This is a genomic window from Pseudomonas sp. Ga0074129 (assembly GCA_001465025.1).
Lineage (GTDB): Bacteria > Pseudomonadota > Gammaproteobacteria > Pseudomonadales > Pseudomonadaceae > Aquipseudomonas.
On the sequence record LNDO01000045.1, the window covers coordinates 48,061 to 68,378 of the forward strand.

At 58.0% G+C, this 20,318-nt stretch carries 18 protein-coding genes and 2 pseudogenes; 13 read left to right on the plus strand and 7 right to left on the minus strand.

Going from position 1 to position 20,318, the window contains the following annotated elements:
* Positions 1–124: 124 nt before the first annotated feature.
* Complete coding sequence (locus AUK77_RS03440) at positions 125–925, minus strand: TatD family hydrolase (protein ID WP_296126140.1); 801 nt, start codon at positions 923–925, stop codon at positions 125–127.
* A 239-nt stretch (positions 926–1,164) separates the two neighbouring features.
* Between AUK77_RS03440 and AUK77_RS03445 the strand changes: the two genes are divergently transcribed.
* Positions 1,165–2,550, plus strand: a complete 1,386-nt coding sequence (locus AUK77_RS03445) for a transglycosylase SLT domain-containing protein (RefSeq protein ID WP_296126143.1) — start codon at positions 1,165–1,167, stop codon at positions 2,548–2,550.
* Between the two features lie 112 nt (positions 2,551–2,662).
* Entirely contained in the window at positions 2,663–3,097 is a 435-nt protein-coding gene (locus AUK77_RS03450) for a DoxX family protein (RefSeq protein WP_296126146.1), read from the plus strand.
* Positions 3,098–3,142: 45 nt separating this feature from the next.
* On the opposite strand, the gene AUK77_RS03455 is transcribed toward AUK77_RS03450, so the two are convergent.
* Positions 3,143–4,168, minus strand: coding sequence for a lipase secretion chaperone (locus AUK77_RS03455; protein WP_296126148.1), 1,026 nt, complete (start codon positions 4,166–4,168; stop codon positions 3,143–3,145).
* Between the two features lie 73 nt (positions 4,169–4,241).
* Positions 4,242–5,186, minus strand: coding sequence for a triacylglycerol lipase (locus tag AUK77_RS03460; protein ID WP_296126151.1), 945 nt, complete (start codon positions 5,184–5,186; stop codon positions 4,242–4,244).
* Between the two features lie 537 nt (positions 5,187–5,723).
* Between AUK77_RS03460 and AUK77_RS03465 the strand changes: the two genes are divergently transcribed.
* The 3 genes from AUK77_RS03465 (at position 5,724) to AUK77_RS03475 (ending at position 8,891) form a co-directional block, all read left to right on the plus strand.
* Positions 5,724–6,032: a class I SAM-dependent methyltransferase gene (locus AUK77_RS03465; RefSeq protein ID WP_296126153.1), complete on the plus strand. Its 309-nt coding sequence runs from the start codon at positions 5,724–5,726 to the stop codon at positions 6,030–6,032.
* Between the two features lie 69 nt (positions 6,033–6,101).
* Positions 6,102–7,589: a polyphosphate:AMP phosphotransferase gene (gene pap / locus AUK77_RS03470; RefSeq protein ID WP_296126156.1), complete on the plus strand. Its 1,488-nt coding sequence runs from the start codon at positions 6,102–6,104 to the stop codon at positions 7,587–7,589.
* Between the two features lie 117 nt (positions 7,590–7,706).
* Complete coding sequence (locus AUK77_RS03475) at positions 7,707–8,891, plus strand: thiolase family protein (RefSeq protein ID WP_296126159.1); 1,185 nt, start codon at positions 7,707–7,709, stop codon at positions 8,889–8,891.
* 72 nt (positions 8,892–8,963) lie between these two features.
* On the opposite strand, the gene AUK77_RS03480 is transcribed toward AUK77_RS03475, so the two are convergent.
* On the minus strand, positions 8,964–9,173 hold the full coding sequence (locus tag AUK77_RS03480; protein WP_296126161.1) for a DUF6316 family protein: 210 nt from the start codon (positions 9,171–9,173) through the stop codon (positions 8,964–8,966).
* 283 nt (positions 9,174–9,456) lie between these two features.
* Between AUK77_RS03480 and AUK77_RS03485 the strand changes: the two genes are divergently transcribed.
* On the plus strand, positions 9,457–10,419 hold the full coding sequence (locus AUK77_RS03485; protein WP_296126163.1) for a DMT family transporter: 963 nt from the start codon (positions 9,457–9,459) through the stop codon (positions 10,417–10,419).
* Between the two features lie 19 nt (positions 10,420–10,438).
* On the opposite strand, the gene AUK77_RS03490 is transcribed toward AUK77_RS03485, so the two are convergent.
* From AUK77_RS03490 to AUK77_RS03500, 3 genes and pseudogenes are all read right to left on the minus strand, one after another.
* Positions 10,439–11,059 (minus strand): NAD(P)H-dependent oxidoreductase, encoded by a 621-nt coding sequence (locus AUK77_RS03490; RefSeq protein ID WP_296126166.1) that lies wholly within the window; start codon positions 11,057–11,059, stop codon positions 10,439–10,441.
* Positions 11,052–12,446 carry a class II fumarate hydratase gene (locus AUK77_RS03495; RefSeq protein WP_296126168.1) on the minus strand — a complete coding sequence of 465 codons (1,395 nt, stop codon included), beginning with the start codon at positions 12,444–12,446 and terminating at the stop codon, positions 11,052–11,054. The genes AUK77_RS03490 and AUK77_RS03495 overlap by 8 nt, the downstream gene beginning before the upstream one ends.
* A 118-nt stretch (positions 12,447–12,564) precedes the next feature.
* Positions 12,565–13,574: pseudogene (locus tag AUK77_RS03500) on the minus strand (DUF2804 domain-containing protein).
* Between the two features lie 256 nt (positions 13,575–13,830).
* Here AUK77_RS03500 and AUK77_RS03505 point away from each other — a divergent pair.
* The 7 genes and pseudogenes from AUK77_RS03505 to AUK77_RS03535 all read left to right on the plus strand — a co-directional run.
* Positions 13,831–14,334, plus strand: a complete 504-nt coding sequence (locus AUK77_RS03505; RefSeq protein ID WP_296126170.1) for a DUF2059 domain-containing protein — start codon at positions 13,831–13,833, stop codon at positions 14,332–14,334.
* Positions 14,335–14,342: 8 nt separating this feature from the next.
* Positions 14,343–14,636: a BolA family protein gene (locus tag AUK77_RS03510; RefSeq protein WP_296126172.1), complete on the plus strand. Its 294-nt coding sequence runs from the start codon at positions 14,343–14,345 to the stop codon at positions 14,634–14,636.
* A 311-nt stretch (positions 14,637–14,947) separates the two neighbouring features.
* Positions 14,948–15,886 (plus strand): rhodanese-related sulfurtransferase, encoded by a 939-nt coding sequence (locus AUK77_RS03515; protein ID WP_296126176.1) that lies wholly within the window; start codon positions 14,948–14,950, stop codon positions 15,884–15,886.
* A gap of 2 nt (positions 15,887–15,888) precedes the next feature.
* Positions 15,889–16,521 carry a DsbA family protein gene (locus AUK77_RS03520; protein ID WP_296126179.1) on the plus strand — a complete coding sequence of 211 codons (633 nt, stop codon included), beginning with the start codon at positions 15,889–15,891 and terminating at the stop codon, positions 16,519–16,521.
* The gene (locus AUK77_RS03525) at positions 16,514–18,292 is read left to right on the plus strand and encodes an ABC transporter ATP-binding protein (RefSeq protein ID WP_296126181.1); all 1,779 of its coding nucleotides are present in this window, start codon (positions 16,514–16,516) and stop codon (positions 18,290–18,292) included. Before AUK77_RS03520 ends, AUK77_RS03525 begins: the two co-directional genes overlap by 8 nt.
* Before the next feature lie 441 nt (positions 18,293–18,733).
* Positions 18,734–19,831 (plus strand): 4-hydroxyphenylpyruvate dioxygenase, encoded by a 1,098-nt coding sequence (gene hppD, locus AUK77_RS03530; protein ID WP_296126184.1) that lies wholly within the window; start codon positions 18,734–18,736, stop codon positions 19,829–19,831.
* A gap of 4 nt (positions 19,832–19,835) precedes the next feature.
* A pseudogene (locus tag AUK77_RS03535) lies at positions 19,836–20,222 on the plus strand (homogentisate 1,2-dioxygenase); the annotation flags it as partial.
* Positions 20,223–20,318: the final 96 nt, after the last annotated feature.

The window sequence follows — 20,318 nt, forward strand, 5'->3', positions numbered from 1 at the left end:
TTGGGGTTTAGGCCCTTAGGTCAAGAGCCTGCTTGGCAAAGTGCCAGCAGTATCGAGTAAAGCAAATTTTGGCCTATTGATCCTTATCAAACGCCGCCGATTCAGGTTGCCACCTGCAGCCTATTCATACCGACAGATTGAAAAACGTCATGGCAGTGGCGCTGGTGTGCGCGGCTACGTCCGCTTCGCTTTCCCCCCGATGCAGTGCCACTTCACGCAGCACCTCGGTGAGGAAGGCCGGTTCGTTGCGCCCGTTTTTCGGTTTTGGACGCAGGCTGCGTGGCAGCAGATAGGGGGCATCGCTTTCCAGCATTAAGCGTGTGCGCGGGATTTCTTTAACCAGCGGGTGCAGGTGGCTGCCACGTCGCTCATCACAGATCCAGCCGGTGATACCAATGTGCAGGTCCATGTCTAGGTAGTTGAACAGCGCGCGTTTTTCGCCAGTAAAACAGTGCACCACGGCAGCACTCAGTTGGTCACGAAAGTCACGCACAATCGCCAGCAGGCGCTCATCGGCATCTCGCTCATGCAAGAACACAGGTAGTTGCAACTCGACGGCCAGTGCCAGCTGCTGCTCCAGCACCTTTTCCTGTTGTGCGCGTGGGGAAAAGTCGCGGTTGAAGTCCAATCCGCATTCACCCACGGCCCGTACCCGTGGATCCTTCAGTAGGGCTGTAAGCTCGTTGTAGCTGTCACTGTTCCAACTGCTGGCGTCGTGAGGATGAATGCCTGCCGTGCTGAACAAATGTTCGCTGTTTGCGTCCAACTGCTGGCATAAAGCCAGAGCATTTTGGCTTTCGACGAGGCTGGTGCCCGTTAAGATCAGGCGTTTAACGCCCGCGGCGTATGCACGTTCCAAGAGCGCCTGGCGGTATTCGGCAAAGCTTGGGTGGGTCAGATTGACGCCAATGTCGATGAGTTGCATGGTGCACCCTGCTGTGAAGTGTGAGCAGCATAACAGAGCTTTTTATTCAGTTTAAAAGTCAATAAATACAGTGACTTAAGATGTGTAGGTGATGTTGCATATAACAATCGGCTGGTGTCTGTGGAGGGTCTGTGCGAACCTCCGCGCCCCGCGCAGGCGGCCAGTTGGACTGTACCTTGCAGGCGTTATGGCGCCTGTTGAACGTTTTCTTAACTAATTGCGCATGCTCTGGAGCCCTGATGTTGCGAGTGCTGCTCACCTGCTGCCTGGTGCTGCTGTCCTGCACGGCCATGGCGCGCGTGACTGGTCCACTTGAGGTCGAAAAACCCAGAGCGGTGCGCGATCTGGCCAGTATTCGCAGCAGCGGTGAGCTGCGTGTTTTGGTCAATCAGAGCCGCCACAGTTCAGGGATGGTGCGCGGCCAAAGCATTGGCATCGAGTACCAGCGGCTGCGTGCATTCGAGCAGTACCTCAACCGTAACGCGCAGGGCAATCGTGCTATTAAATTGACACTTGTCCCTCGGGCAAAAGACCAATTGCTGGCCGCCTTGCAGCGTGGTGAGGGCGATCTGGTGGCCCCTGGAGAGCTGCTTGATTTACCCCGTGGCAGTCAGTTAAGCGCCAGCGCGGCTATTCGCCGTGATGTACCGGTGATCATCGTGGCGCGACAAGGTAACCGCCGCTACCAGCGATTAGAGGACCTTTCCGGCCGCAGCCTGGCATTGCCTGCTGGCAGCGTGGCGGGCAACGCCATACGTGCGCTCAACCAGCGCTTGATCGACAGCAAGCGCTCGCCAGTGGTGATTGAGTGGGTGGACGCGAGCCTGGCGGTCGAGGATGTGCTGGAAATGGTTAACGCCGGCATTTTCAGCGTTACGGCGGTTGAGCAACCTATCGCCGAGCGCTGGGCCAAGGTGATGCCCAAGTTGCGTCTTGACCGCCATTTGCCGCTTTCCAGCGATGGCGACATGCGCTGGGTCCTGCGCCGTGACGCGCCCATGCTGGGTGCCAGTATTGATCGCTTTCTCAAAAGTTACCGCGATCCGGCTGACTTGGATGCCGTGTTTCAGCGCGTCTACCGGCGTTTGTACAAAGTCCACTATCCACTGGGTCGTACCGAGCGTCAGCGCTTGGAGAAAGTGCGCCCGGTGTTGCAGCGCTATGCGGCGCAGCATCAATTTGACTGGCTGACACTGGCCGCCGTGGCGTTCAAGGAGTCCACCCTTAATCCTGCTGCGCGCGGGGCGGGCGGGGCGACCGGGCTGATGCAAGTGACTCCGGCGGCAGCCAGCAGCGTTGGCGTGAGTAACATCGGGGTGTTGGAGAACAATGTGCAGGCCAGCGCCAAGTACTTGGCCATGATTCGCCGCAACTACTTCAACAGCCCGCAGCTTAATGAGCGCGAGCGTATGGCGTTCATTTTGGCGGGTTACAACATGGGGCCGCAGAGGGTTCAAGGGCTGCGCGCCGAAGCGCGGCGGCGCGGTTTAAATCCCAATCAGTGGTTTTTCCAGGTCGAACGAGTGGCCATGGAGCAAATGGGCATGGGCGTAGTCAGCTACGTGAATAGCGTGAACAAGTATTACCTGGCGTTTAATCGCGAGCGCTATTTACTGGAGCCTTAACGCGGCCTTTAAATCTAATTAGTAGATTGCTTTTAGCGGGTTTATCGACTTTTCATATCGGATAATTGATTTAATCTGCGCAGCATCACCCTCTACTACAGGAATGCTGCTCATGAATTCGCTTCTTAAACGTGTCACCCACACCCAAGCGGGCTTCGGCTTGACTGTGCTGCGTATCGTTGCGGGGCTGACCTTTGCTGCTCACGGCGCGCAAAAGTTGTTTGGCTGGTTTGGCGGCTACGGCCTTGAAGGGGTGGGGCAATGGATGGAAAGCATCGGCCTGGCCCCCGGTTACCTGATGGCCTTGATGGCGGGCAGTGCTGAGTTTTTCGGTGGGCTGGCGCTGATCCTCGGTTTGCTTGTGCGTCCTGCGGCGGCCATGTTGGCTGTGACCATGCTGGTGGCGATTGTCACCGTGCACTTGGCTAACGGGTTTTTCATGAGCAATAACGGCTATGAGTTTGCTCTGGCGTTGCTGGCAATCAGTATTGCGCTGGTCATCGAAGGGGCTGGCAAGCTGTCGCTGGATAAACGCATCGCCGGTTAAGCCAAACCCGTTTGAACAAGCCCACTTCGGTGGGCTTTTGCATCTTTAAGGTTGCAGTTCCTGCTGAGCAGACAGTTGTTCTGCGGCTTCCAGGCGCAGGCGTTCACGCTCATCGAAGTTTTCCACGGCCAGTTGATTGATCGCGGCGCGCTTATCGCTGGCGCTCATGCCGGAGTTATTTTCGATGGCTGCTTTTTCCTGACGGTACTGGGCGATGCGCTTTTTCCAGGTCTGTCGTTGTTGATCGAGCGTCTCAAGACGCTGGGTGGCTTCCGCACCGACCAGTTGCTGGCGCAGTTGACGGATCTGTTCAGGCTTTGCGCCTGCGGCTTGCAGGGCTGCGGTTTGCTGGCGCAGGTCGTTTTGTAACTGCGGCAGCACGGCGTCCTGCATCTCGGCGGGCAAGCTGTTGCGCAGCTGATCAATGGCAACGGCTTTGGCGTTGTCATCGAGCTGGCGATCATTGGCAATGGCCAGTCGTTGCAGGCTGAACTGGTTGTAAGCCTCTTCCCGGCCAAAAAAGGCCTGCTGGGTTTGGCTGTCGAACAGCCTTGCACGCAAGGCCTGCACCGCTGATTCGCGTTGGAGCAGTGCATCCAGGTTGGCCATTTGCGGCAAATCGCGCTCTAGCAGCACCAACTCGCGCTTGTAATCGAGGTACTGATTAAGCAGCGCCAGCGCTTGTTCACGGGCGTGAACCGGGAGTTGAGCGGCGATGTAGGCACGCAAGCGCGCGACGCTGGCGCGTAAAGGTTCCTCGCCTACAGCCGCGAGGAAGTAATCAAAGATACGGCGGATATCTTCGGTGATCAGCAGGTTGCCGTCCGCATCCAAACGAAACACACCATCTACATGCGTGCCTTCAAAAGAGCTGGGCAGGGTTTGCTGTGGGGCAGGTGTTTTGATGGCCGCCATGGTTTTTTGCGGCGTGGTGTGTGGCTGTTGGTTCTGCACGGTTTGTACAGGTGGTGTACCGACGTGCGGCGCGGATGCGGGTGTGGGCTGTAAGTAAAGCGCCAGAGCCAGGCACAGTGCAAAAAGCACGGGTAACAGGAGCAGAAGTTTTTTCACAGGCACTCATTCGAAACAATTGCAGCATGGACGATGTAGCTGAACCGGGGCTGCAAGCAGCCCCGGAATGCACTTACAAACCGGCGTTTTTCAGGCGGTTGGCATGTTGCCGATAGACCGTGACTGGATCGGTTTCAAACAGGCTGGTCAGCCCCAGGGTTTGGTTGACCTGATCCAGGTGATTCATGCGGTAGTTGTCGCGAATCACCTTGCCCATGCGTGAGCTGCAGCGCCCAACCAAGCCGTCGTTGGCTTCGCCGTTGAACGTCAGTGCTGTGGCACCGAGCAACAAATCACTGGGGTCAATGATATTGGTCACCGGGCTGGTGCCGCTCCACGAGAAGTAACGCACGCCATTCACGCTGTAAGCACCTTCACCACACGCCGTGGTGGGGATGCCTTGCGGGAACTTGGCGTTGAAGCGCGCCGCACCCTGGCTGTTGAGTGACTCCAGGGTGCCCAGTGCATTTTGCGGGCTGGTGCTGGAGCTGCCAGACAGGAAGTTGATCAACGACCCCAGGCCGTTGACGATGCCGGCCAGCAGCGTTTCGCCGGCTGAGCCAGGCGGTACCTGACGGATAAAATCGGCTGTGGCTGAACCTTTATGCGGTGCCCCGACGCTGGTGGCTGAGGCAATCAAGTTGGGGCTTACGGCTGCGACATAGCGAATGGTTGGGCCGCCGTGGCTGTGACCGATCAAATTGACCTTGGGCTTGCCGCTAATGGCCACAATCTCTTCAACCTGAGACAGTAATTCTTCGCCACGTGCTTCAGAGGTATTCAGCTGGCTGACTTCTGTGACATACACGCTGGCGCCGTCGCGGCGCAGGGCTCCCGGCACGCCGTACCAGTAATCAATCCCGAGAATGCTGTCAAAGCCGAGCATGCCGTGGCTCAGCACAACCGGGTATTTGGTTTGGGTGTAGCCGGAGGAGCCAAACCAGAAGGCGTGGGTGCTGCCAGAGGCTAGCAAACCAGCGCCAAGGCAAAGGGCGAGCAGGGTTTTATTGTTGTTCATGGGTGCTCTCATTGGATTTATCGGGCAGTTCAAGGCGTTCCTTGCAGTCAAAGCGCCTATCCCGAGACGCATATATCAGCGTGTTGATTTGGCACAAAACATGCCACTTAGTACATTCGTCCCTGCAAGGCTCTGGCATGGGGGTTATGCCTCAAGCAGGCGCTTGCTAAGCATTGCGTCAATCTGTGTTGTTGTTACGGCCTGACACGTGCAAGTGGTGGGCATGGGCCCCATCTGCTGTTCGCTGGTGCTGCTAAAGAGGTGTTCAAAGCAGCAAGCGAGCCCCTGAACAGCAAGGTGCCAATCAAAGGTTGGGGTGCTTATGTGTGCAGTGCCTGCCTTGACACCTTTGCGCGCGCTTCTCTAGGATGCTGACCCAAGCGCCGATTTAAACAGCTACTTGCGGGGCGCCGGGTTACCTGCTGATTGCAGCGCCCTGAGAGGAACTCCAAGGAGGCCTCGAAATACCGCTAAAGCGCTGGTTCGGTGTCGCCTCTCACCGCTGCCCAGCGGACCCAATGAGGCGGAGACATCACCATGCTAAGTCCCCAACCGCTTATTCGCCTGGCCCCGATCACCTCCAGGCTGACGTTTCGTAATCCGAAAATTCTTCTGGGTGGCAGTCATCAGCCGACACTTTTGCGCTACCTCGACGGCTGGCCGAAGCGCTGGCCTGGGCCGCGTACGTTCTTGATCAATTTTGTCCACGACGGCGAGTCTTTGGCGCGGTTTGCCAGCAATCGTTTCGACATGGCGGTTATTCAAGCGCCAGCCGCCGAGCAATTGGACGAAACCGTGCGCCAGCTAACGCGAGTCGCCCGGCAAGGGCTGATCACTCGGCGCTAAGCCCGAAGTGTTTTGGCTATAACGGCGCTGTATCCGCTAGGCTGATCAGCATTACTGAGGGAGTAGGCCATGTTTGAATCAGCCGAAATCGGCCGCAGCATCGACAAAGACACCTATGACGCCGAAGCGCCCGCTCTGCGCGAGGCCCTGCTTGAAGCGCAATACGAACTTCAGCAACAAGGCCGCTTTGCCGTGTTGATTTTGATCGATGGCATTGAGGGCGCCGGTAAGGGCGAAACGGTCAAACTGCTTAACGAGTGGATGGATGCACGCCTCATTCAGGTCAACACCTTTGATCAGCAAACGGATGAAGAATTGGCCCGCCCGCCCGCGTGGCGCTATTGGCGGCAATTGCCGCCCAAGGGGCGTATCGGCATTTTCTTCGGCAATTGGTACAGCCAGATGTTGCAGGGCAGGGTGCATGGACGGATCAAAAACGCCGTGCTCGATCAGTCCATCGACAGCACCCTTGGCATGGAGCGCATGCTCTGCGACGAAGGCACACTGATTTTCAAGTTCTGGTTTCACCTCTCCAAACAGCACATGAAGGCGCGCCTCAAAGCCCTGCAGGACGCCCCTTTGCACAGCTGGCGAATCAGCCCGTTTGACTGGCAGCAATCGAAAACCTACGACAAGTTTGTCCGCGTCGGTGAGCGCGTGTTGCGTCGCACCAGTCGCGACTATGCCCCTTGGTATGTGGTCGAGGGGGTCGATGAGTATTACCGCAGCCTGACCGTTGGGCGCATTTTGCTCGACGGCCTGCAGGCCGCGCTAAAAGCCAAAAACCGACCGCTGCCTCACCCGCATGCCGCGCCGCTGACCTCTAGCCTGGATGAGCGTGGCTTACTCGAAAGCCTGGACATGACGCAGACGCTGGATAAGGAAAGCTACACCGCACAACTGGCTTTTGAGCAGGCACGCTTATCCAGCCTGATGCGCGATAAACGTATGCGTAAGCATTCGCTGATTGCGGTTTTTGAGGGCAATGATGCGGCCGGCAAGGGCGGCGCGATTCGTCGCGTGATTGGTGCCCTGGACCCGCGCCAGTACCGGATTGTGCCGGTGGCCGCGCCCACCGAAGAAGAGCGCGCGCAGCCTTACCTCTGGCGCTTTTGGCGGCACATGCCACCGCGCGGCAAGTTCACCGTGTTTGATCGCTCCTGGTATGGCCGCGTATTGGTCGAGCGCGTTGAAGGCTTTTGCAGCACCGGAGACTGGTTGCGTGCTTATGGCGAGATCAATGATTTTGAAGAGCAATTAAGCAGCGCGGGGGTGGTGCTGGTGAAGTTCTGGCTGGCGATTGATCAGCAAACCCAGTTGGAACGTTTTAAAGCCCGCGAGCAAATCCCCTTCAAGCGTTTCAAAATCACTGAAGAAGATTGGCGAAACCGCGATAAATGGCCGCTTTACCGCGATGCGGTGGGCGACATGGTTGATCGCACCAGCACGGAAATCGCGCCCTGGACACTGGTTGAGGCCAACGACAAGTGCTTCGCCCGTATTAAGGTGCTGCGCACGATCAACGAGGCCATTGAAGCCGCCTTTGCCAAGGATTGAGCCGCTGGCCTGTGAGCCAAAGGATGGCTGCGCATATCCCTGATGAATGATCGTCGCCGAGCGAGATTGCGCGGTTTTATTCTCATGCCATAAAACCCAACAACATTGAGGTGTGGCATGCGTGAAGTGGTGATTGTTGACAACGTTCGAACCGGTTTGGCCAAGTCCTTTCGTGGCAAGTTCAATTTGACCCGTCCCGACGACATGGCTGCCCATTGCGTCAATGCCCTGTTGGCCCGTACCGGTATTGATCCAGCCTTGGTGGACGATTGCATCGTGGGTGCCGGTTCCAACGAAGGTGCCCAGGGCATGAACATTGGCCGTAATGTGGCCGTGCTGTCGGGGTTGGGCACCAACGTGGCCGGCATGACCCTGAACCGCTTTTGTTCCTCGGGCTTGCAGGCCATTGCCATTGCGGCTAATCAGGTGGCGTCCGGTTGCAGCGATGTGATTGTGGCGGGTGGTGTTGAGTCGATCACCATGACTCTGAAAAGCATGAACACGCAGAATCTGTTCAATCCTGTGCTGCAAAAAGACGTGCCGGGCATCTACTACCCGATGGGCCAAACGGCCGAGATCGTTGCGCGCCGCTATAACGTCAGCCGCGAAGCCCAGGACGCCTATGCCCTGCAAAGCCAACAGCGCACCGCACGGGCCCAAGCTGAAGGCTTGTTTGACGATGAAATCGTGCCAATGCACGTCAAGTATCAGGTTGAAGACAAGGCAACGGGTGAAAAGAGCATCGTCGACGGCATCGTTGCACACGACGACTGCAACCGCGCGGACACCACGCTGGAGAGTCTCGCCGCACTCAAGCCGGTGTTCGCCGAGGATGGCTCGGTCACGGCTGGTAACGCCTCGCAACTGTCCGACGGCGCTTCGATGACCTTGGTCATGAGCCTGGAAAAAGCCATCGAACTGGGCCTCAAGCCGCTGGCGTTTTTCCGTGGCTTTGTCGCCGCAGGTTGTGAGCCTGACGAGATGGGCATTGGACCTGTCTTCTCGGTGCCCAAACTGCTTAAGGCCAAAGGGCTGAGCATCGCCGATATCGACCTGTGGGAATTGAACGAAGCCTTTGCCTCGCAGTGCCTGTACGCGCGCGATCGTCTGGAAATCGATAACGCCAAGTACAACGTCAACGGCGGTTCGATTTCAATTGGCCACCCGTTTGGCATGACCGGTTCGCGTCAGGTCGGGCATCTGGTGCGTGAACTGCAGCGGCGTAACCTGCGCTACGGCATCGTCACCATGTGTGTGGGCGGTGGTATGGGTGCGACGGGCTTGTTTGAAGCGGTGCGCTAAGCCGCTCTAAACGCTTTGAGCAGGACATAAAAAACCGCGACATGTCGCGGTTTTTTTATATGCGCCAGCGTTTTAAAAGGAGCGGCTATCGATGATTTGGTTGGCCTGGATCATCCGGCGGATATAGAAGGCAATTTCTCGCTCAGCGTCGTCGCGATTGAAATAGGGGCCTTCCAGTGTGCCCTCGCGCGTGGAGAAGAAGTATTGGCCATTGACCGCGCAGACGCGCTCACTGCGGTAGTGGGTGCCTGGGTTGTGATCGATGGTGCGTTGACCAAACATGGTTAAGCCTCCTGCTTACGCTGTATGAAAATCAGTCTAAACCCCGTTTCCAGTGATGGTGAGTTGAACGACAAACGGTCTTTATCGAGTCAAATCGCACGTTTTGTGCTCGTTATCTGGGTTTTTGGCGCCAATTCATTGCCTGAATAGTGAAAGGCCATCAGTACAGTTGTGCTGTTTTGCACAGCTCGGCTGTGGCTGTGCTGCTTATCAGTCAGCCCCTAGAATGCAGTCACGCTGCACATCCCGCTTGGGGATACCGCAGCTTCGTATTGAGGCGTTTATGCATATTTCTTCGGGTCGCTGGCTGTACGGTCTTTTTCTTGCGCTGCTGACGGCGGTGCTGTGGGGCGTATTGCCAATCAAGCTCAAAGAGGTTTTGCAGGTCATGGATCCGGTCACCGTGACCTGGTTTAGGCTTTTGGTGGCCGGTTCAATACTGCTGGGTTATCTGGCGGCCAGTAGGCGCCTACCGACATTTCGAGCGCTGGGCAAGAAGGGTATCTGGCTGCTTGTGGTAGCGATTGCCGGGTTGACCGGCAACTATGTGCTGTACCTGATGGGGCTGAATCTGCTCAGCCCCGGCACCACGCAACTGGTGATTCAGGTGGCACCGATTTTATTGCTGATCAGCAGTTTGTTTGTGTTTCGCGAGCGCTTCAGCCTTGGCCAGGGTGTCGGCTTGCTGGTGCTGTTGATCGGTTTTGTCTTGTTCTTCAATCAACGCCTGCATGAACTGCTGACTTCATTGACGGCATACACCACCGGGGTGTTGATCGTGCTGCTGGCTGCATTTGTCTGGGCGTTCTATGGCTTGGCCCAGAAGCAGTTGCTCACCGTGTGGAATTCGCTGCAGGTGATGATGGTGATCTACCTGGCTTGCGCGGTGCTCATCACCCCTTGGGCGCATCCACTGCAAGTGCTTGAGCTCAACGCCCTGCAAGGCTGGCTGCTGTTTGCCTGCTGCCTGAACACCCTGGTGGCCTACGGCGCCTTTGCGGAGGCGTTGGCCCATTGGGAAGCCTCTCGCGTCAGTGCGGCGTTGGCGATTACCCCACTGGTAACCTTTGCCTCGGTGGCCTTGGCGGCCACTTGGTGGCCGGACCACGTGCAGCCCGAGCAAATCAATCTGCTGGCTTATGGTGGAGCCGTGTTGGTGGTTTTGGGTTCGGCCTTGACGGCGCTGGGGCCTTCGCTGTTGGCCGGTTGGCGCGCCCGTAAGGCGCGCTTGGCGGCGTTGGTTTAGCCGCCGCTCAGTTTGTTTTTTAGGCGCTTGCGCCTAACGCCTCTGCCTGACGCAACCAGCGCTGGCGCTGTTCCTCGGTGGAGGGGCGAATGGGCGCAAACTGGCTTAGACGGCGGGTTTTGATGCCGCAGAAACCGAGGATGGTGCGGGTCATTTGCCGATGCCCCGGTGCGCCGTAAACCCAGCGGAAATACCAAGGGGGCGTGTCCAGTGTGACCAGCAAATCAGCCGTACGCCCGCTCAGCAGCTTGTCCCACAGTTGCGAGCGGTTGCGGTACTTGAAGGCGAAGCCGGGCAGGAAGATGCGATCAAAAAAGCCCTTGAGCAGGGCAGGCATACCGCCCCACCAAATGGGGTAAACCAATACCAGGTGCTCGGCCCAATGGATCTGGCGCTGCGCTTCTAGCAGGTCGGGCTCCAATTGCTGGCTTTGTTCGAAGCCATCGCGCAGCACGGGATCAAAGTTCAGGCTCCCCAGCTTTAATTGCCGCACGGCATGGCCTTTGCTCTGCGCGCCTTGGGCATAGGCCTCGAACAGGGCATGGCAAAAGCTGTTGCTTTTGGGTGTGCCGAGAATCATCAAAATACGCTTGCCGTCACCTTCCAGTGGCGTCGCGCCGCTCTTTGTCGCTTCACTCATGTTTTCCGGCCTCCAGCATGTTTTCAGGGCGCACCCAGGTGTCGAATTGTTCATTGCTCAGGTAGCCCAGTTGCAGCGCTGCTTCGCGCAGAGTGGTGCCGTCCTGGTAGGCCTGCTTGGCGATCTGTGCGGCTTTGTCGTAGCCGATATGCGGGTTGAGTGCGGTCACCAGCATCAGGCCACGCTCTAGGTGCTCGGCCATTTTCGCCGCATCGGGCTGAAGACCAGCCACGCAGTGCTGTTGGAAGTTATGGCAGCCGTCCGCGAGCAAGCGTATCGATTGCAGCAGGTTATGAATGATCACCGGCTTGAACACGTTGAGTTGCAGATGGCCCTGGCTTGCGGCAAAAGCAATCGTTGTGTCGTTGCCGAGCACTTGGCAGGCCAACATCGACAGCGCCTCGCATTGGGTTGGGTTGACCTTGCCCGGCATGATCGAGCTGCCCGGTTCGTTGGCTGGCAAGCGCACTTCGGCAAAGCCTGCACGTGGGCCGGAGCTGAGTAAACGCAGGTCGTTGGCAAGTTTCATAAGGGCGACTGCGAGGGTTTTCAACGCACCTGATAGCGCCACCAACGGCTCGTGGCCGGACAGCGCAGAAAATTTGTTAGGCGCGCTGACGAACGGCAGGCCACTTAAGGCTGCCAGTTCGGCAGCCATGGCGTCGGCAAAGCCCAGCGGCGAGTTCAATCCAGTGCCGACTGCCGTGCCACCCTGGGCCAGTTCGCAGACGCTCGGCAGGGTGGCCAGGATTGCCCGTTCGGCGTAGCCCAGTTGCGCGACAAACGCTGACAGCTCCTGGCCAAAGGTCATGGGCGTGGCGTCCATCATGTGCGTGCGTCCGGTCTTGAGCAGGTGGGCATAGCGGTCGGCCTGCTCCTGTAAACCATCACGCAACTCGCGCAGAGCCGGCAGCAGTTGCTGTTTTACGGCCTGCACGGCGGCGATATGCATGGCGGTGGGGAAGCTGTCATTGGAGCTTTGTGCGCGGTTGACATGATCATTGGGATGCACCGGCGTCTTGCCGCCACGGCCGCTGCCGGCCAGTTCATTGGCGCGTCCGGCGATCACTTCATTGACGTTCATATTGCTTTGCGTGCCGCTGCCGGTTTGCCAAACCATCAGGGGAAATTGCTCATCATGCTGGCCTGCCAGCACTTCATTGGCGGCCTGCTCAATCAGCCAGGCCAAGTCGGCAGGCAATTCACCGATGCGCTGATTGACCCGCGCGGCAGCCTTCTTGATTAGCGCCAAGGCATGCACCACTGGCAAAGGCATGCGCTCCTGGCCGATGGCAAAGTTGATCAGTGAACGCTGGGTCTGGGCGCCCCAGTAAGCCTCATCGGGCACTTCCATCGGGCCCAGGCTGTCGGTTTCAGTGCGGCTCATGGTGGCTCTCCTGATGGTTGCGCATGCAGCAAGCCGATTGCCGGTTTGTGAATGCCAGCCTGGGCGTATCTCAGCTTAGGTCGCTGTGCATCACTAGAGGTTCAACATCGATGGCCGATTACCAGCGTGCGTGAGTTTCACCCACCCAGCCAAGGGCTTGGTTGACGGGGACACGTTCACCCTCAGGCCCGCGCAGCACGCCAGTAAAATGCCCAAACCACTGCTGAGTGTCGGCATAGAAAGGTCCGAGCCGCCGGTAGGCGCGGTGACGTTGACGTGGAGTGAAGGTCAGCTCAACGGCGTCATCGGCACTGTTGAGTTGCCAAGGTGCCAGTGGGCTTTGCGGGCTTTGGCTGATGTGGATTGGTCTATTCAGATGCTGGAGTTCACCGCCAAACCACAGGGTGTTTCAGACAGGCTGCTGTGATCGGTCCAGCCAGCGCCAAAATTGCCTGCAATACCGCCAGGTGCGGCGAAGGCGGCGCGGGTCCATTGACTGTTGAGTGGCCATACGCCGCGACCAAAATCCAGAGCGGCGAAGCTTTGGCCTGTGATGCAACCGTATTGCTCTTTACCCACTAACACCGTGCCGCTGCAGGGCAAGGCCAATTGCCGGCTGGTGGCATGAAAACTGTTCGGGCCCAGTGGCGCAACCAGATTGACTGAATCCATATGCGGCGGCCGCTGGATATCCAGTTCGGCCTGCAATGCCTGGCCACCGATGTCGGGTGCGTTGATGGTGATGCGGCTGCGCCCCGTGTGCTCGCTAACGTTGAGTTGCAAGCGCGGGTGATTGAAGTAGTGGCTGGCCTGCGGCTGATCCGGCAAATGGCAGCCGCGCGCGAAAAGGCTGTATTGGCTGCAGGCAAAAGATTGCCCATTCTGCAGATCGAGGAAATAAACCGCGACGTAACCCAGGTAATCCACATCCGCTTGGGTAAAGGACAACATCCAGCGCGGGGTGGTGATGCACCAATGATTCCAGCGTTTACGCCGCCCGAAATGACCGGGGATGGCGCAATCGACATTCGGCCGGGGCGACCAGCCAACTGCCTGGGGGTTGAGTTGGCCGCTGGGGTCGCACAGCGCAATGGCCGCGAATGGTTCGGTGCGGGTGAAACTATTCATCGGACACGTCCATGTGTGTGAGTAGCAGGCCTTTTGAGCCAACGTTCACTGCAGCCAGTTGGGTAAGGCCGCAGCATGCACAAGCAGCAGCTTGTAGGGCAATTACTGGCATTTTGGCCTTTCTACGCAGTGTGCGCCAGTGCACAGTTGTAGCTTGATCAAGTTGGCAGTCGCCAAGCTTGAGTCACATGCCTGCTTAAGCACAGAATGCGCGCACGTGAGCCAAACAAGGCTCATTCTTGACTAGGAGTCATACATGCCTCGCTTTACGGTTTTATGTGCGGCCTTGTTGATGGCCTGTAGCAGTGTTCAGGCGTTGGCTGATGCGAAAAGTCACGCCGCTGATGCCGAGCGTTTCTTGCTGCTGGCCCGCGCAGACAAGCTGGCCGTTCCGGTTTATGCCCAAGTGCAGCAGATGTTTGCCCAGCGCTTTGCTGAAAGTAATGCCCCGCAAAGCGAAAAAGCCCTGTTGGAAACCTACCAGGCGCAGGCCAATGCGGCCCTTGAGCAGGCGGTCGGTTGGGACAAGCTCAAGCCGGACATGGTGGCGCTTTACACCCGCACCTTCACCGAACAGGAAATGAAAGACCTGATTCGGTTCTACGAATCGCCCTTGGGTCAGAAAGTCCTGCAGCAGATGCCGACGCTGACGGCCCAGTCCGCGCAACTGACGCAAAGCAAGTTGGAAACGGCCGTACCCAAGGTCAACCAACTGTTGGCTGAAATGGTCAGCAAGCTGGCCCCGAAAAAAGCGGAGTAATCACGGTAATGGCTACAATTGATCTTTTGCGCGCTGCGCTCACCGAGTTACGGCCGCAGCACCTTGACCTGCTGGATGAAAGCCACATGCACAGTCGTGGCCTGGAAACGCACTACAAAGCGGTGATTGTCAGCGATGTATTCAGCGGGCTGAATGCGGTCAAGCGTCACCAAAAGGCTTATGCCAGCCTGGGTGATTTAATGGGGCAGATACACGCCTTGGCCTTGCACACCTATACGCCTGAAGAATGGGCACAGCAGGGTGTTGCGCCCGCATCGCCAACCTGCAAGGGCGGCCATTAAGCCGGGGCGATCAGTTAAGCGGCAGGTGTCTGAGGCAATTGGTCTCTACACCTGCTGCTGCAACCCACGTAAACTTCGCACCCGCAGGTCAGGCTGACGCCGGACGGCCTGTTTTTGCTATGCGCCATAAGGCGTTTGAGCGGCTTGTACCAATCTGTGCTGGGCTTGCCCGCGTTTCACGCCTGTAAGGGCAGAACAGTTGAAGGCCTTGGCTGCACCTGCCAACTCAACTGACATCGCTAAATCGGGTGTTGTGCCCGTGTTATCTCCCAGTCCGCCCTTTACGTGGGCGACTACTGAAGGAAAGTCTCATGACCGACAAAATCGTCGTTGCTGCGCTGTATAAATTCGTTTCCCTACCGGATTACCACGCACTGCGTGAGCCGCTGCTTGATTGCATGTTGGCGCAAGGCATCAAAGGCACCTTGCTGCTGGCTGAAGAGGGCATCAACGGCACTGTTTCCGGCTCGCGTGCCGGTATTGATGGGTTGATGGCCTGGTTCGCACTGGACGCACGTTTGGCCGATATCGACCACAAAGAGTCGTATTGTGATGAGCAGCCGTTCTACCGCACCAAGGTCAAGCTGAAGAAAGAGATCGTCACCCTCGGTGTGGCCGGTGTAGATCCGAACCAGAAGGTCGGCACCTACGTTGAGCCCAAAGACTGGAATGCGCTGATCAGCGACCCCGAAGTGTTGTTGATCGATACACGTAACGATTACGAAGTGTCCATTGGCACCTTCGAGGGCGCGATTGACCCTAAAACGAAGTCATTCCGCGAGTTCCCCGATTACATCAAGGCGCACTTCGACCCGGCCAAGCACAAGAAAGTGGCGATGTTCTGCACCGGCGGTATTCGCTGTGAAAAAGCCTCCAGCTACATGCTCACTGAGGGTTACGAGGAGGTGTATCACCTTAAGGGTGGCATCCTCAAATACCTGGAAGAAGTGCCGCAAGACCAGACCAAATGGCAGGGCGACTGCTTTGTGTTTGATAACCGCGTCACTGTGCGCCATGACCTGACGGAAGGCGATTACGACCAGTGTCATGCCTGCCGTACGCCGGTGTCGGTGGAAGACCGTCAATCCGAGTTTTACACCCCAGGCGTCAGTTGCCCGCATTGCTGGGACTCGCTGCCAGAGAAAACCCGTGCCGGCGCGCGTGAGCGGCAGCGCCAGATTGAACTGGCCAAGGCGCGTAACCAGCCGCATCCACTGGGTTTCAATCCCCGACTCAACCGCGAGGCTTAAGCATGCGTGCACGCCTGCTGTATGTGATGGACCCGATGTGTTCATGGTGCTGGGGCTTTGCTCCGGTACTGGAGTCCTTGGCTGAGCAGGCCGCTGCTGCGGGTGTTGGTCTGGAGTTGGTCATGGGTGGTTTGCGTCGTGAAGGCGTGGCCATTGATGCCGCTTCGCGCGTGCGTTACCTGGGCTACTGGCAAGCAGTTAATGCCAGCACCGGGCAGTTATTCAATTTCAATGATGGACTGCCAGAGGGGTTGGTGTACGACACCGAACCGGCGTGCCGCGCGCTGGTAACGGCCCGTGCCTTGGCACCTGAACTGGTGTTGCCGCTGAATCGTTTGATTCAGCGCGCGTTCTATACCCAAGGTGTGGATGTTACCCGCGCCAGTGTGTTGGTTGAGTTAGCCGAGCGCGCCGGTATCCCTCGTATCGTCTTTGCCGAGGCCTTCGACAGCGCCGCGCAACGGGCTGCGACGGCAGCCGATGTCAGCTGGGTGCAGGATCTGGGGATTGCAGGCTTCCCCACCTTGCTGGCCGAACGCAACGGACAGATGGCACTGCTGACCAACGGCTACCAGCCGCTGGATGTTTTACAACCCCTGTTGGGTCGTTGGTTGGAGCGTACTGTTAATGCATGACCGCCTGAGCTGGGCGCACATTCGCACGCTGGCCCTGCAGCATAAAAAAGCGCTGATCTGGGCCAATCTGGTCGCCATTTTGGCCACGCTGTGCAGTGTGCCAATTCCATTGCTGCTGCCGCTGCTGGTCGATGAGGTGCTGCTCAACGACGGCGATGCAGCGCTAAAAGTGATGGATAACTTCCTGCCCACTCACTGGGAAACCGCCGTCGGCTACATCGGCCTGATGCTGGTGCTGACGCTGTTTTTGCGCGGCGGTGCGCTGGTGTTCAACGTGGTGCAGGCGCGGCTGTTTGCTCGGCTGTCGAAGGACATCGTCTACCGAATTCGCATTCGTTTGATCGAGCGGCTCAAGCGCATCTCCCTGGCTGAATATGAAAGCCTGGGCAGCGGCACCGTGACCACGCATCTGGTCACTGACCTCGACACCTTGGACAAGTTTGTCGGTGAAACCCTCAGCCGCTTTCTGGTGGCAGTGCTCACTCTGGCCGGTACTTCAGCCATTTTGATCTGGATGCACTGGCAGTTGGCGTTGCTGATTTTGCTGTTCAACCCGCTGGTGATCTACGCCACCGTGTTGCTGGGTAAACGCGTCAAACACCTGAAAAAACTGGAAAACGACAGCACCGGACGCTTCACCCAAGCCCTCACCGAAACCCTGGAAGCCATTCAGGAAATCCGCGCTGGTAACCGCCAGGGTTATTTCCTCGGCCGCCTCGGTGGGCGTGCCAAAGAAGTGCGCGACTACGCCGTGGCCTCGCAGTGGAAGACCGATGCGTCGAACCGTGCCAGCGGCTTGCTGTTCCAGTTTGGTATCGATGTATTCCGTGCCGCGGCCATGATCACTGTGCTGCTTTCTGACCTGTCGATTGGCCAGATGCTCGCGGTGTTCAGCTACCTGTGGTTCATGATTGGCCCGGTTGAGCAACTGCTCAGCCTGCAATACGCCTTCTACGCCGCTGGTGGCGCGCTGACGCGGATAAATGAGCTGTTGGCGCGTAAAGACGAACCGCAATATCCCGGCAGTAGCGACCCGTTTAAAGGCCGCGCTACCGTGGGCATCGAGATCAGCGGGCTGACCTTTGCCTATAACGATGAGCCGGTGCTGAACCAACTCAACCTGAGCATCGCACCGGGTGAAAAAGTCGCCATCGTCGGTGCCAGTGGCGGCGGCAAAAGCACCTTGGTGCAGTTGCTGTTGGGGCTTTATACACCCCAGTCCGGAACCATATGTTTTGGCGGCAGCAGCCAACAAGAAATTGGCCTGGAAACCGTGCGCGAGCATGTGGCGGTGGTGTTGCAGCACCCGGCGCTGTTTAACGACAGCGTGCGCGCCAACCTGTGCATGGGCCGTGAGCGTGATGACGAGGCTTGCTGGCGTGCGCTGGATATCGCTCAACTGGCCGACACCATCCGCAGCCTGCCGCAAGGGCTGGACAGCATTGTTGGCCGCTCCGGTGTGCGCTTGTCCGGCGGGCAACGCCAGCGCCTGGCCATTGCGCGCATGGTGCTGGCCGAGCCGAAAGTGGTCATTCTCGATGAAGCCACCTCGGCCTTGGATGCCGCCACCGAATACGCGCTGCACAAGGCGCTCAACCAGTTCCTGCATGGCCGCACCACCTTGATCATTGCCCACCGCTTGAGTGCGGTGAAGCAGGCTGATCGCGTGTTGGTATTCGACGGTGGCAGCATCGCCGAAGACGGCGGCCATCAAGAGTTGATCGCCGAGGGTGGTCTGTACGCCAAACTCTACGGCCATTTGCAGCACTGATAGCAGCGCTGGGTCTCGGGCGGATGCCGCTTTTTCATCCGCCTTGAGACCGACTGGTGGATGGATGAAGCGCCATGCATCCTACGGTTTCTTCTAACGTAAAACTTTCACGCGGATTTCAGCCAGTAGCCCGGATGCAATTCGGGAGGGCCGGTGGTTGCCTGTAATGTTTGCGGATTGCATTTGGGCTAAGACTGCGGCCTTGCATCTGGCAGTTAAATCGACCGCCTTGTAAATCTTTCGTTACGCAGTTTGGGTGGTTGCAGTCGGCAAGCGCGCTGTTTTTCTCTGTGTATTGAAAACTTGCCGAAAGCACGGGCGCAAAGCCGGGTAGGGCATGTTGCAGCCGCTTGTGAGTGCACCTGCGCTCAGTTGTTATGAGGTCAATCCGCGCCGTTGCATGGCTGCAGCGGTTGATCACAACAACAACGAGGAGGCGCAATGAACGCCGTGAACAAGATTCAGCCGCACAACCCCATCGGCACCGACGGTTTCGAGTTTGTCGAATACACCGCGCCGACGCCCGAAGGTATCCAGCAGTTGCGCGAGCTGTTCACCGCCATGGGTTTTACTGAAACCGCCAAGCACCGCTCGAAAGAGGTCTGGTTGTTCCAGCAAAACGACATCAATTTTGTGCTTAACGGCAGCCCCACCGGGCATGTGCGCGAGTTCGGTTTGAAGCACGGCCCGAGCGCCTGCGCCATGGCCTTCCGCGTGCAGAACGCAGCCCAGGCTGCGGCCTATGTGGCGTCCCAAGGTGCCAAGCTGGTGGGCAGCCACGCCAACTTCGGTGAACTGAATATTCCCTGTGTCGAAGGCATCGGCGGCTCCTTGTTGTATCTGGTGGACCGCTTCGGCGACAAGAGCATCTACGACGTCGACTTCGAGTACATCGAAGGGCGCACGCCGAACGACAACGCCGTCGGCCTCAAAGAGTTGGATCACCTGACCCACAACGTTAAACGCGGGCAGATGGACGTGTGGTCGAGCTTCTACGAGCGCATCGCAGGCTTTCGCGAGATTCGCTACTTCGACATCGAAGGCAAGCTCACTGGCCTGCTGTCACGTGCCATGACAGCGCCGTGCAGCAAGATCCGCATCCCGATCAACGAGTCGGCCGACGACAAATCGCAGATCGAGGAATTTATCCGTGAGTACCACGGCGAGGGCATCCAGCACATCGCCCTGAGCACAGACGATATCTATGCCACCGTGCGCCAACTGCGCGCCAACGGTGTGCAGTTCTTGGCAACGCCTGGCACCTACTACGACAAGGTCGACACTCGTGTCGCCGGGCATGGCGAGCCCACCGATGTGCTGCGCGAGCTAAGCATCCTGATCGATGGAGCGCCGGGCGTCGGTACGCCTGGCGATGACGGCATTCTGCTGCAGATCTTCACCAACACAGTGATTGGCCCAATCTTCTTCGAGATTATCCAGCGCAAGGGTAACCAGGGCTTTGGCGAAGGTAATTTCAAGGCCCTGTTTGAGTCGATTGAAGAAGACCAGATCAAGCGCGGCGTGATCTCCGAGGAGTAATGCCATGAGCCGGCAATGGATCAGTTTCCCCCTGCGTGAAGGCGAGTGCTCGCGGCAAGCGCACTGCGACCTTCCCGAAGGCACATTTGAGCGCGAGATGGGCCGCGAAGGTTTTTTTGGCCCGACCGCACACCTGCACCACAAGCATCCGCCGACCGGCTGGATCGACTGGCAAGGGCCGCTGCGCCCGCACGCGTTCAACTTCAACAACATCGCCAGCGAGCGCGATTGTCCGCTGGCCGCGCCGCTTACCCTGCATAACAGTGATGTGAAGCTGCGGGTGTGGAAAACCCACGGGGCGATGCGCCACTTGGTGCGCAACGCCGATGGCGATGATCTGCTGTTTATCCATGAAGGGGCAGGGCATTTCTACTGCGATTTTGGCCACCTGTTGGCGCTGATGGAAAATTGACCCACCCTGCCGATTGAAATTTGACCCAGGGCGGATTGCTGATTTGTGCATCAGCAACTGTGGATAAGTTTAGCA